The organism is uncultured Dysgonomonas sp. (genome assembly GCF_900079725.1).
In the GTDB taxonomy this organism is placed as follows: domain Bacteria; phylum Bacteroidota; class Bacteroidia; order Bacteroidales; family Dysgonomonadaceae; genus Dysgonomonas.
The window spans coordinates 2,830,339-2,843,425 of sequence record NZ_LT599032.1; the positions used below are offsets into that span (position 1 = coordinate 2,830,339).

The 13,087-nt window shown below is 36.9% G+C and carries 9 protein-coding genes and 1 pseudogene; 4 read left to right on the forward strand and 6 right to left on the reverse strand.

Going from position 1 to position 13,087, the window contains the following annotated elements:
- Positions 1–22: 22 nt before the first annotated feature.
- The 6 genes and pseudogenes from QZL88_RS11790 to mobA form a co-directional block, all read right to left on the reverse strand.
- Positions 23–3,757, reverse strand: coding sequence for a hypothetical protein (locus tag QZL88_RS11790; protein ID WP_296941382.1), 3,735 nt, complete (start codon positions 3,755–3,757; stop codon positions 23–25).
- A 108-nt stretch (positions 3,758–3,865) separates the two neighbouring features.
- On the reverse strand, positions 3,866–5,875 hold the full coding sequence (gene mobC / locus QZL88_RS11795) for a conjugal transfer protein MobC (protein WP_296941384.1): 2,010 nt from the start codon (positions 5,873–5,875) through the stop codon (positions 3,866–3,868).
- 33 nt (positions 5,876–5,908) lie between these two features.
- Positions 5,909–6,730 carry a hypothetical protein gene (locus tag QZL88_RS11800; RefSeq protein ID WP_296941386.1) on the reverse strand — a complete coding sequence of 274 codons (822 nt, stop codon included), beginning with the start codon at positions 6,728–6,730 and terminating at the stop codon, positions 5,909–5,911.
- 192 nt (positions 6,731–6,922) lie between these two features.
- The gene (locus QZL88_RS11805) at positions 6,923–8,728 is read right to left on the reverse strand and encodes a reverse transcriptase/maturase family protein (protein WP_296941388.1); all 1,806 of its coding nucleotides are present in this window, start codon (positions 8,726–8,728) and stop codon (positions 6,923–6,925) included.
- A gap of 565 nt (positions 8,729–9,293) precedes the next feature.
- Positions 9,294–9,641 (reverse strand): annotated as a pseudogene (locus QZL88_RS11810) (relaxase/mobilization nuclease domain-containing protein); the annotation flags it as partial.
- Between the two features lie 2 nt (positions 9,642–9,643).
- Positions 9,644–10,075 (reverse strand): conjugal transfer protein MobA, encoded by a 432-nt coding sequence (gene mobA / locus QZL88_RS11815; RefSeq protein ID WP_296941389.1) that lies wholly within the window; start codon positions 10,073–10,075, stop codon positions 9,644–9,646.
- A gap of 723 nt (positions 10,076–10,798) precedes the next feature.
- On the opposite strand from mobA, the gene QZL88_RS11820 reads away from it, so the two are divergent.
- The 4 genes from QZL88_RS11820 to QZL88_RS11835 are packed head-to-tail and all read left to right on the forward strand — an operon-like array spanning position 10,799 to position 13,069.
- Entirely contained in the window at positions 10,799–11,569 is a 771-nt protein-coding gene (locus tag QZL88_RS11820) for an AAA family ATPase (RefSeq protein ID WP_291029970.1), read from the forward strand.
- Positions 11,570–11,575: 6 nt separating this feature from the next.
- A complete protein-coding gene (locus tag QZL88_RS11825; protein WP_296941391.1) occupies positions 11,576–12,010 on the forward strand; it encodes a DUF3408 domain-containing protein in 435 nt (144 codons plus the stop codon).
- A 16-nt stretch (positions 12,011–12,026) separates the two neighbouring features.
- Positions 12,027–12,329 carry a DUF3408 domain-containing protein gene (locus QZL88_RS11830; RefSeq protein WP_291029974.1) on the forward strand — a complete coding sequence of 101 codons (303 nt, stop codon included), beginning with the start codon at positions 12,027–12,029 and terminating at the stop codon, positions 12,327–12,329.
- A 2-nt stretch (positions 12,330–12,331) separates the two neighbouring features.
- Positions 12,332–13,069 carry a hypothetical protein gene (locus QZL88_RS11835; RefSeq protein ID WP_296941394.1) on the forward strand — a complete coding sequence of 246 codons (738 nt, stop codon included), beginning with the start codon at positions 12,332–12,334 and terminating at the stop codon, positions 13,067–13,069.
- Positions 13,070–13,087 lie beyond the last annotated feature (18 nt).

Genomic DNA, 13,087 nt, shown 5'->3' on the forward strand with positions numbered 1-13,087 from the left:
TTAGCTTCTAAGCGGAACTTTCTCAACTGTGCTTTGTATTTACCTTGATTTTATCTTCTTTTTCTTTGAAAGACGAAATATAATCTTTCTCTTGAAGTTTATTCACAAGGTCAAAGTTCAATTGATTTTTGGGTAACGATGGTCTTTTTCCGTTAATTGCAATATCAGAATAAGGCTCTCCGAGAACGTTCAACAATTCCGTCGTTTGTTCGCTGCTCAATTGATGACTTTGCAAAACAAACATTTTTAGTCGATTATCCATTGAGCAACCATATTGAAGAAGGCTCTTTAATAAGTCGAAATCCAATTCTATGTATGGGTATGTAGCCAAAATATTACAAACAGCATTACTTAATTCCCTGTCCCCTATAATCAAATCGTTTTCTATACTTTGTATTAAGAGAATCTTTTGTTGGGAATTAAATTCGGTCGAATCTAAAAGAGACAATACATCATTTTTATCTAATGAATATTCAGATAAAGTTTCTATAAACTTCTGTGTATACCTTTTCAGCAAATTAATATGCTTTCCCGAGAAGTGTTCTTTCAGATATGCAAAGCGGTCAACTGATAGTTGAAAATAACCATTCTTCATCATCAAATCAACTTTTCTGTCCGATAAGTTTTCAAAATCTAATTCTGAATATACATATGGACAGCAAAGTAAAAGGTTTTCAAAACAATTATCAGAAATGGATTCATTAATAATAAGAGCATATGATATTTTTACTTGCAACTTATTTTCTTTGTTCAATTTCACTTTTGCAAGTGCTTTATAATTTTCCTCTATATTTAAAAACGACACCAATATTTCATCAATAATATCTTCTTTCAAATTATAGTAGCAAATAACATTATCCCATGTTGCAGCCATTTTGGATTTTTGAACGACTAATTCGATAAGACTATGTTCCATTTCATCAATGTTTGAAAGGATGCTTATGATACAATTTTGCTTTTCGACAATTTTTTTCCTGTTGATGAGGCTCACAGTGTCTTCCTCTTTGCATAGCAATTCAATAACCAATTCTTCCGATTCTTGTGTGTTCTCAGGTATTGATAAAAATATATTTGAAATGTATTCGTTAAGGTTGCTATCAACATAGTCCATCAACTGAGTGCAGCCTGATGTTTTTATAGTGGTATAGTTGGCAATATTCAGATTGTCTTTATTCTCGGAAGAACTTTTCTTTCCGATGAAAAGAGCAATCATTTCTTTATTGATTTTATACAAATCATTTTCATAAATAAAATCAAGCAGTTGATTTGTCGCTCCCTGAATTTCTAAGTTCTCAAACTTGACATTTAGGTTTTTCAGTACTTCTTGGATTTTAGGCTCATTATCAAATACACTGACAAAATTTTTCTTATGTTGCAAATAACCAGCAATACCTCGATTTGCATTTTGTTTTTTTATCGCGCTAATATCCATGCATTCTATCATCAATTTTAGATATTTATCCTTTCTCTCATCAGAATAGCCGGATTCTAAGATGATAAAATCCCAAAAGGTAGTCCACGCTTTACAAATATCTGTGATAAACAAATCTATATGCAATCCATTATCTAAAAATCCGTCAATAAATGAAATTGATACTTTGTTTTTGCTACACAATTGCTTTAATAGACTTCCATATTGGTCATCATATTCATACTTTTGGGGAAGTATGTGGTCTATTAGTGAATAGTTCAGTACTTCTTTTGATTCAAATTCTTTTGCCCGGATTTTTTTAATTAGATTCTCTATTTTCGTCAATTTAAAGTCAAATGGCAAAAACTCACGATTTCTAATACTGAACAAAAATTCTTTGTCATCCCGTGTCATCAGGCCTTCATGGAAGTATGAAATATAGTCATGATAATTCTCGTTGATGTATCCGTTGCGAATCAGGTAAATAATCAATTTATCATCTTTTATTTTTTCGAAAGAATCGGTAATATCTATATTCTCAGCAATTTGTTGTAAAGTCCAATATTTTATATCGGCCTTTTCCTTCTTCAATTCTTCTATTCGCTTTTTTAGGTTCTCTATTTTTCCGTTGTCTCTATCAAGAATTAATTCTTCTCTTTCTCCATAAGTCATTTCAGAATCAATGCTATTTTCAATATCACTGAACGTGAATGATGATTCGCTCACCTCTGTACGTGAATTATTGTAATTATAATATTGGGTATAATAATATTTTATCTTTTCTTCACTTTGAGAGAGAATTTCAAAAAAGTCATCTTTCCGCAATTCCGAAAATTGGCATTGGCTATTGTCTATATTCAGTGATATGGCATTAGATATTTTTAAGCGTATGGCTTCAATATAAATTGCTCGCAATTCTTGTATGTCTTTAGTCCACAAACTTTCTATCTGCTCTATTCTACGCCTACATCCTTGTATCTCTTTGTCAATTGTATCAATTTTACCTTTGATTAGTGCTGTTTTACTTGAAAAAATATCACAAACTTTACCTTTTCCATTGTGTAAATCAACAAAATCAGATGGATACAAATTTTTGTATATAATCATTGCCAACAGATAGTCTGGGTTTAATTTAGAACTTAACTTGCATTTATACACAGTGTATTCGTTGCAGATATTTTTCAGTAACCTCATGTCATCTATATACATAGATACATCATCGATAAAATCTGTTGATAGTTTATTTTCGTCCTGCGAATCGTCTTGCTTCAACATTCTGTGAAGCATGTCCCCTGAATTGGATGTATTTATAACAGGAATCACAGGGATAATAAAATCAAAGAATTTTGTTCGATTTTTATCATGGAACATGTCATCCTTAATGGCGTAAAGGAAAACAACCCGTCGGTTTATTTGTCGGGAACTATTTATCAAAATATTTAATTCCCGAAGTTTTGTGAATATCTCGGTGTTATTAAACCTGTCTAAATCCTCAATGATAACGACATTGTAGTCCGTTACTTCAAAGAAGTATAAAATTTCGTCTAAATGCTTATTAAGGATGGAAGAATCAATATCCTTACTTATTTCTATCTCTCCACTCTGAACGTTGAGCTTATTTAATTTTGAGTTATTCGCTATTCGGATAGATTTCGCAATAATCATCCCGATTCCTATAATAACAATTGATAGTGAGATATATGTAATAATAGGACTTGATAAATCCAGTTGTTGCCATATTTCTGTGTCTTGGATAAATTTTGGTTTAAAAAATACAATCAAAGCCAAAATCCAAACAATTAGAGATAATGATTTAAATAGAAGTCCTTTTTTCCCTATACTTTTAATTCGTTTGAAACGAGAATCAGGTATTTTTTTATGCCTTACATGATAAAACATTTGTTGTAAAATGCTTAGTTCGATAAGCCTATCAATGTTTTTATCGGTATTTCCAGAATCATTTTCCAATTCAGGCTCATCTTGTCTTATTGCATTATCAGTAAAGGAAGCAAGCGATATGTTCAAGTAGTGGTATCCCCTATGCTCTTTTTGAAAGGTACTAATAATACTACTTTTACCGGAACCATACGCTCCCGTTAAGGCTATGTTTTTTATGTTTTGATTCTCCAATGCCCATTCCAATGCAGCAGAATACTGCCTATCTTCATCACCATTATTTGTTGGTGTCAAGTCCTCATATCCATTGAGATTAGCATTCTGAGTATAACGGCTTAAGGCAAGTTCAAATTCGCTTAGTTTTTTAATCAGGAATACTGTCAATTGAGCAAATAACGACCTTATTTTGCAAATCAATATCTTAAACCATTTTTTAACAACCTTTTTCATATATAGCGATTTGCTACAAAGGTCGTAAAATTACGGGCATATCCTTAAAAATAATATATTATTTATCAACATATAAGGTAGATACCCGCAAATAATCTGAAGAGTGTGTTATTCCTCTTTCGGTAACAAATGCCTCAAATTTTCATCATTACGAATACGCTCCAACTCATCAACCACAATCTGTTTGGCTTCTGCTTTAATGCGGTCGTAATTCTCCTTAATCATTTCTTTTATACGGTTTACACCGTCCTCATCTATAAAGTTGGTGATAACGGGTATTTTCTTGTACGCTTTCGTTTCAGCGGCTACCCGCTCATTATCGACAACGATTTCACTATGAAAAATCTTTTGTTCTATTCGCTCATCAAAGTTATCTGCTATCGCTCCCACAAACATACCCTGTGTTAAGTTACTTATTTTCGACGCAGGAATCAAACTATCCAATTGCGTAGAAATGGATGTCGATTTATCGTTGCGGTTAATGGTCATAGACTTGCGTTTCTGCAACACTTTTCCAAAACGCTCTGACAATGTTTTTGCCGTATCTCCGACCACCTGACCCGAAAATATATTCCCGACTGTATTCATTACCACTGCTGCTTCCTTGTCCCCATAATCACGTTTCAATTGCGAAAAGTCCTGAAAGCCGAGCAATACGGCAACCTTGTTGCTTCGTGCTGTCGCTATCAGATTATCTAACCCCTTGAAGTAAATCGTAGGTAGCTCATCAATGATAACCGAAGATTTAAGCTGCCCCTTTTTGTTAATCAACTTCACGATACGGGAATTATACAATCCGAGTGCCGCACCATAAATATTTTGCCTATCGGGGTTATTGCCTACCACCAACATCTTCGGGTCGTCCGGGTTGTTAATATCAAGGGTAAATTCATCGCCCGACATTACCCAATAAAGCTGTGGCGAAATCATCCTCGAAAGCGGAATTTTCGCCGAAGCTATCTGCCCTTGCAACTGATCCGCAGCACCGGATTTCCACGCATCCATGAAAGGAGAAAGGTAATTCTCAAGGTCGGGATATGAAGTCAAAATCGGAAAAATATCTTCATAGCTTTTATTCAAAAATTCTATGGCATGAGGAAATGTACAATACCTTCCGTCCTTATAAATTCGCAAGTACCAGATAATTGCAGCGAATAGGATAATTGGAGATTCCACAAAGAAGTCTCCTTGTTTTTGCACCCACGTCCGATTCAAATTTAACATTATCGTGTATGCACTCTCATAAGCATCCGAGATGTCATCCATAAAAGAAGGGTTAATCGGATTGCAACGATGTGAACGGGAAGGATCATCAAAATTTATCACATAAAAAGTAGGTACTTTCTCGTAACCTTCTCTATTGTTTAACAAGTGGTTATAGGCAATAGTAGAAAGGTCTGGAAACTTAAAATCGTAAATATAACCTGTATAACCTTTCTCAATCTGCTGTTTTATGAATTGGTTTACAACGGCATAACTCTTACCTGAACCCGGAGTACCTAATACAATAGCTGCCCGAAACGGATTCACTACATTTATCCATCCTTTCCATTGCTTCTTTTTGTACCAGAATTTCGTTGGCAGATTTATCGAATAATCATTCACCATCAGCTTGGTTTCCTGCATAAAGGATTCGTTTTCGTAATTGAATGGATCATCCATCAAATTATTTTTAAGTAAACGGCTCATCCATGTACCTGCCATCAATAATAAAATATAACCAACAGAAATAGTAAAAATGTAAAAACCTGCATTAGCTATTTTAGGAAGTGGCAGATAAAGAAGCCACCAGTTCAAAAAGAAGAACACAAATCCCAATACAAGACATACGTAGATATGATTCCATGTGATTTTTTCTTCCTTTACACCCTTTGTTCCCAGACAGGAAAGAGCAAGAAAAATCACAGAAAATATTTTCGTCCACAGGATTGAATTGAATAATCCTGCGGTACGATTAAAATTCATTAGAATTTTATCTACCACTCCTATATTGATTCCCCACTCGTGTATTGCCTGATAGCAGAACCAATAAATATTCATTAGAACGAATAAAATACTGATCGCCCTCATAAACTCCATGACTTTAGCAAGTCCTCTCAAATCATCTTCTTGTGACATAATCATTATTTTTAAATTGTTAGAATTCTAAATTTACTGTTGCCTCCCGTACCTGCGTTTCTTCTTTTTCTTACGCTTCAAGGTCGGCTGTTTGTTGTCTGTTCCCGCAACTTCGGGAGTAAAGACAGAGAATAAGCTCCCTACCGCTTCATTCGTTTCGGAAGGTGCAGATTGTAGTTGCAGATTGGTCGTTGTGTGCTGATTATCGGAATGTTTCGGTACTGGAGCTTGTATATATCCGCGAGGTGGATTATCCACAAAGCGTTCGTTAAGAACATTCGCCGAAAACTCTTTACCTAAACGAGAACCATTAAGAACCGCCCGTTGGTTATGGTCGATAAATGTAGCCCCGTAGATGCGTCCTTCATCGTTGCGACGTAATACAAGATCAATACCTTTTTCCCGCAAAGCCGCTCGAAACTCGCTCTCTGTACGGGTATTTGCAAAGGACGCAGAAACATTAGCACGGGTTTGTTTGGTTATGCCTGTGGCTTTGATTGTTTCTTTTGACTTGTCAAATCGTTTTTCTAATCTATCTAAACCAAGATCTTTACCGAATAGGGAGGATTTCAAAGGAGCTCCGACACGCTTACCTTCATTATTCAACGCTGAATAAACCAATCCCCGATACACCCTGCCCTTATTTTCTCCTTTGATTTCCTCCACTCCTATATTATAGATGGAGAGTAAAGCACGATATTCTCCTAAAGTCTGAAAGCAATACATCTCCGAGAGCGGTTTGATGACGTTTGCCACCTGTTTCTTTAAGTTCCCCTGGCTAACGTCTATTGGAGTAAGTTGCCATGCCTCGCCTTGATTTTTCTCTTTGGAGTGCAGACCGTATTTTTGCTCCAAAAGGTCTGTAATCTTTCTGCTGCGTTCGTAATTTTTGCTGTCGCTGATTATCGAACCATCGGTGCATACACGGGTCGAAACAATGTAGGCTAAGTACCCAGCGCCTTTACATATTTCTATGCTAGGTTTCCAAGTACTCGCCCCCGAACCGGACTTACACCTTTCGACGTATCCGGCTCTCCACTAATATTATCAGTCTAACCTCCCTGTATGAATCTTCCAATGACAATCGTGGCACACCGCAATGGTTTTTCGCCTGCGGGCAATCATGTGTTTTTCCCAGATCTTTTTTCCTTGTAGATCTTTGAGCTTTTTCACATGATGCATCGACAATACCGATTCTGTTCCGCATATCTCACATTTATTAGCTTTTATCCTATCGATTAGGCTCGTTCTTGTGATTTTAATAAGCGGTTGATCATCATTGAACTTAATTCTACTTAAAGGCTTCCGCTTAAAACCGTCATGATAAAATTCGCATCGTACTGCTTTCCCATTCTTTTTCATATAATCAATCCCAAATTCTCCGTTTTTACTGTATTTTCGAAGAATCTTACGAACTGATGATTTATATTTGCAAGCATAGGTTTTGTACATACTGTATTCCATGATATTATAAAAAGAATCAATAGTATAGCTGTTATTCGCCAATGAATAATAGTTGTAAAAGCCTCGTATTTCACCGTTGTACTGGCAGAGTATTTCTAAGTCATCATTGTTCTTCATACAAGGTCTTGCCTTGGGATGCCATCTCTCTTTCCCATTATGATAAGTCAGTTTAATAGCGTCATATTCGAAGAGTTTCTTTTTCATTGTATCCATAGATAGTTTTAAAAAGACTTTTGACCTGTAATATCTTTGAGCGGTACCCTTACCAATCCGTTTTGTTTGATCTGTTTTGTAGATTCCGATTTCATATCCGAGGAATTTTGCATTCTTCTTTGTGTTGGTTATCAATGTTTTCTCATCGGATAATTCAAGTTTGAGTTTTTCTTCAAGAAAATCTTTGATATCTTTCTTGACTTTCACACAATCTGCCTTACTTCCGATTATCCCAATCAAAAAGTCATCTGCATACCGGGTATATTTCAATCTTCTGTAACTACTATCCATTTCATCCAAACTTGGGTGGTTATTACGGGCTTTACAGCATTCATTGATGCGATTCAGATAGAACTCCCGTTTCTTTTCATCTGTTTCAGTTTTAAGTTTTCGCTCGGCTCTGATTTTTCTCAGTGCATATTTTGAATAAACTGTATCGGGTTTGCGTTTTTTGCCTTCATTAAAGTTTTGGATATATTCATTCATATACTTGTCGAACTTATCAAGATAGATATTAGCCAATATTGGGCTGATAATTCCACCCTGTGGTGTTCCGCTGTATGTTCTGTGAAATATCCATTCCTCGATGTATCCCGCATTCAGAAACTTTCTGATTAACCGAATGAATCTGTTGTCAGAAATTCTTTCTTCAAGTATTCTTATCAAAATATCATGATCGATATTATCAAAGAATCCTTTTATATCTCCTTCAACAAACCATTTGGAACCAGTGAAAGTATCCTTGATACGGGATAGTGCTGTATGGCATCCTCTGTTTGGTCTGAATCCATGAGAACAACTCTCAAAGCTGCCTTCATAGATTGCCTCCAAAATCATACGAATGACTTCCTGCACCAGTTTATCATCAAAAGAAGGTATCCCCAAAGGGCGTTTTGTTCCGTTTTTCTTCGGAATATAAATCCGTTTTGATGATACAGGCTGATACTGCTCACTTTTGAGCAATTCAATCAATTGTTCAATACGGGATATACTCATCTCGTCAATAGTTTTGCCATCAACACCAGGAGTCATGTTACCTTCCTTTGCATATAGCTTTTGGTAGGCAACATAATATATTTCCTTATTGAACAGAATCCGATATAGCCTTTCAAATCTATACATTGCGATTTTACTTTGCTTCGCCAGACTGTTTAATACTCTTTCTGGATCTCTCATAATGTCTCACACATTTTCCGTTAATTGTATTAAAAAATATTAGCTGTCTCCCTTTGCCATGTACAAGGCTTTCCCTTGCTCGGACTACTACGGAGACTCCGTTGCCATGCCAAATATTCAAAGGTCTGAAACCTTATAGCCTTACAACTGGCATTTTGGGTTAGGCAATCCCCATTTAGACATATAATAACTATAGCTCGATAAGTTGTCGGATACGACATCCACCTTTTATTGCTTACTGCAATTGCGTTGTGATTAGTTTACGCTTCCACTATGTCCACATGATAACGGAGTATCACAATATGACGCCAGTAACCGTCTTTCGTCATAGACCCGCATTTGTCCGCTCAGGCTATCGTTTAATCAATACGGATTTTATCCTCATACTTATCATTTCATCTTCCCATTCAGTCGCAACATGACGATTAGTTGACTTATGGATTTGCCGGCATGCTACACTCCCCTTTGGGTTTCCCCGCCAGATAAGCCGGTTGATGACAGACTTGTAAACTCGTGTCTGGTATCGCGCTACCAATACATTTATTATATACCCTTATGGGCGCACGTGTATATGTTCCCTGCCAATGTCCTCATGTTTGAAAATCATGTAGGGTTGTCCGCCATATCCGAACCGTTCCATATACTCACGCCCGATGTCGGCAAGCTGATTATCGGTCAGTTTATCGTCCGGATGTGGGTTCAACGAAATGTGGATAACAGGTTTCGATGTCCGGATATGTGAAGGCATAAATCGTTCAAAATCTTGCATACAATCGGATACATTGAAGACTCCATTGGTAGGTTCGATGAGTAAATTAGTAGCCAAAACTTTACCTAAACCTTCGTCTACCTTCTTTTGATTGTAGGTAAGTGCACCATATAAACTGCTTCCGTGGCTAAATTTGGCAACCATTTTTAAAGATGTTTAGCCTTAAATTGTTCGCACAACTGTAACACTTCGTGCCCGATTCCAGCCAGTTCAATGGTCGCATTTTCCAATTTATAGAGTAATGCCAAGGCTTTTTTCTCTCCAAAATTGGAATGTAACTCCTTTACAACTTGATTGTAATTGACTCCAATACTTCGTATTTGTGAGTGTAAAGCAGTGAGCTTTGCAATAAATTCTACTGCCGAGGCATCGGTTTTCACTACACGAAATTCATCCCCAAAGATGCGGGCAGCGATAAACCCGGACAAGGATTGTACGCCTGACTGCTCGTACAGGGCAAGGAATCCGGCGTGTTGTTCATCTGTCAGGTTCACTGTCAGCCGATGCTTTGCCGGGTCGTTCTTCGGGGGTCTACCTCCTTTTCCCCGATTTTGGGGATTCCTTTTTTCTTCGTTCATAACATTGATTTTTTTGAGTGGTTTATGAACGCTATGGACGGTCCATGCCGTCTTTATTTTTCCCGACTTCGGAGAGGAAAATACCCCTCTGGAAGAGCAAGGGTTGTGTGCTGCAAAATTCATTTTGCGATGCACTCAACATACCTTGCTATTTGCCCAAATGCAAATACTTTTTGCCCATAGAGGGCATCATCCTATCCCGAAAAATTCGGGATATAAGCCTGATTCCTGTCAGGCAATTTATGAGTGTCGGAACTCTATTTAAAAGAGACATGAATACCCCATAACGTTTCATGCAGTAAAGTTATAATCTAAAATAATCAACTGAAAATCAATAAGTATAGACAATCCCGGACACAAGCCGCCACCTCTCAAAAACATACTGCAAGTATGAGAAATATAGATTTTATTTGCTGTCAGAAGATTATTGAATATCTGTTTTTGTAAATATTTTCTTAGATAAATTCTAAAATAAACGAGAAGTCTAGAAGTCGATTTCGTACAGTCTTAAAACAGTGATGTCGTACAGAAGTAGTGTCGTAGTTTTTCAAAAAAGAAGAAAATTGAAAAAGGAAATATTGAAAGAAAAACAAAAGCAATAAATCAAAAATGTATCACAATGAAGCAGCATTTATCTGGAACCATAAAAAAATAATGAATTAAAGATGTTTCGCAGTAGAGATACGAACAAATAAATATTTAAAAACTAAAACAAATGATGTTATGAAAAAGGATGAAAGTAAAAATGAAGTGAAGTATGTTGCATTCAGTACACAAAAAGGAGGAGCAGGAAAAACAACTCTTACTGTTCTGATAGCTTCTTATCTCCATTATGTAAAAGGCTACAATGTGGCAGTGATAGATTGTGACTATCCGCAACACTCAATATCTCAAATGCGAGAACGGGATTTTAAGATGTGCGAAAATGACGAATACTACAAAGGGATGTTGTACGAACAGTTTATCCGTTTGGATCAAAAGAAAGCATATCCCGTAATCGAGAGTAGTACAGAAAAGGCATTGAATGATGCCGATACCCTTTGTGAAAACGCTGAATATGATTTTGTGTTCTTCGATTTACCCGGAACGATGAATAATCGCGATCTAGTTTTGGCTCTTGCCAGCATGGATTATATTATTGCACCTATCGCTGCTGACCGTGTGGTGATGGAGAGTACCCTTAATTATATGATAGCGGTAAGAGATAATATTCTCAACTCCGGCAAGTCGAATATTAAAGCCATGCATTTACTCTGGAATATGGTGGATGGTCGAGAAAAATCTGAATTGTATGAGGTCTATGAGGGAGTAATTAATGAATTAGGATTTTCTGTGCTCCAGACCTTTATCCCCGACAGTAAGCGTTTCCGAAAGGAGCAATCTGTCAACCACAAAGCTTTGTTCCGTTCAACCTTATTTCCTGCAGATAAATCACTGGTCAAGGGCAGCAATATAGATACTCTTAGTAATGAAATGTTGGAGTTGCTAAAATAATGTGCGATGGCTAAAAAAGTAGATACATCGACGTTTGATGCCGATTTTATCATCGGGCAAATCAAGCCCGACAACCGAGATATTCTGCCCCCATCGGAATCAGAGCCAATATCGGAAGAGAAGGTTCTGTCCGAACAAGAAGATATTGCGAACCATCCACCGCCAGAGGTAAGAGAATCAGTCTCTCGTCGTAAACGGGGGCAACAATCGGCAGGCTTTAAAGAAACATTTCTGAAACGCAACGAAATCAAAACTAGGCAGTGTGTTTATATCAGTCATCGTATTCATTCACTTATTGTAAGATTGGTCCGGACATTAGTTGAATCGGGAAATGAAGTAACACTTGGTGGCTATATAGATACTGTGCTGGAGGAGCATCTCAATCAGAATAAAGAAGAAATCAACCAATTATATCGTCAGGAGCGTGGCGATCTGATATAAATCAAAAAATAAAAATATGAAAAAGAGAAAAATTAATCGCAAAACGATTCTTTGTAAGACTGCTAATGTGGCTGTCCCAACAACAGTTGAACAATATGAAGCTTGTTTTTTCCAAAAAACGGAAATAAAAAGCCGTAGTGGGAAGACTGTTTACATCCGAAAAGAGTTCCACGAACGTATTATGAAGATTGTACAAGTTATCGGTGAGAACGATTATACCTTGTTCGATTATCTAAACAATGTATTGGAGCATCATTTTGATACCTACCAAAACGAGATTACTGAACTATATCGTAAAAAGAACACGGATATATTTTAGTCATGAAAGAATACATTATTTCAGCGATCCTACTGTACATATTGTTTGTCGTTTTCTACTTGCTTCGAGAGCGGATACTCAAACGGAAAAAGAATGCATCGAAAAAGCCTGCTTTCAATCTGTTTCGTGCAGCACCAAAGGAGGATATTATCGGCAAAAGCAAATTTGACCTTAGACAATCCCGGACAGAAGCTACCACTCTGATTAATAACGAAAAAGAGAAAGAAAATGCTTCTATATTTGTCGAGGAAGAAGAAAGAAGAACCTCGGCGACAATCCCTTTGGATAAACTCGATGAAGTCTTTTCGAATGATGATTTATCAGACAAAGATTCAAATGAGATCAATTTAGAGATTGAGAACACTCCCCCCGAATTTGAGCCTGACAATGATTCAGAAGAAATAGACGAAGAGGAAACAGAAGAAGATACTGAAGGGAGAGCCGGGGTTTCAATGGCATCGGGGCTTGACTTCAATAATTTGGCGAGTATGATGCGAACGGTGGAGACACCCGACAATGCAACATCCGAAGAAAAAGAAGAAGCCGGACGGGTATTGGTCGAGATACGCAAGACGGATATGTTTGAACAGGTTGTATCGGGTAAGCCCAAAAAGAAAGTGATCGTTTCGTCGCTTATGGACGATTACTTCTCAGCCTTCCAACGTAAACAAAGAGAAGCAGAAGAAATAGTGGAGCCGATCGTCAAAGCTCCGACTGATTTTAATGTACGCAATATGTAAAACAAAAAAAGTAAAAAT

Excerpts from the sequence above, each read along its gene's own strand:
- mobA (WP_296941389.1), bottom strand. The coding sequence starts at position 10,075 with ATGAACGAAGAAAAAAGGAATCCCCAAAATCGGGGAAAAGGAGGTAGA.
- QZL88_RS11790 (WP_296941382.1), bottom strand. The coding sequence starts at position 3,757 with ATGAAAAAGGTTGTTAAAAAATGGTTTAAGATATTGATTTGCAAAATA.
- mobC (WP_296941384.1), bottom strand. The coding sequence starts at position 5,875 with ATGTCACAAGAAGATGATTTGAGAGGACTTGCTAAAGTCATGGAGTTT.
- QZL88_RS11820 (WP_291029970.1), top strand. The coding sequence starts at position 10,799 with ATGAAAAAGGATGAAAGTAAAAATGAAGTGAAGTATGTTGCATTCAGT.
- QZL88_RS11825 (WP_296941391.1), top strand. The coding sequence starts at position 11,576 with ATGGCTAAAAAAGTAGATACATCGACGTTTGATGCCGATTTTATCATC.
- QZL88_RS11835 (WP_296941394.1), top strand. The coding sequence starts at position 12,332 with ATGAAAGAATACATTATTTCAGCGATCCTACTGTACATATTGTTTGTC.
- QZL88_RS11830 (WP_291029974.1), top strand. The coding sequence starts at position 12,027 with ATGAAAAAGAGAAAAATTAATCGCAAAACGATTCTTTGTAAGACTGCT.
- QZL88_RS11805 (WP_296941388.1), bottom strand. The coding sequence starts at position 8,728 with ATGAGAGATCCAGAAAGAGTATTAAACAGTCTGGCGAAGCAAAGTAAA.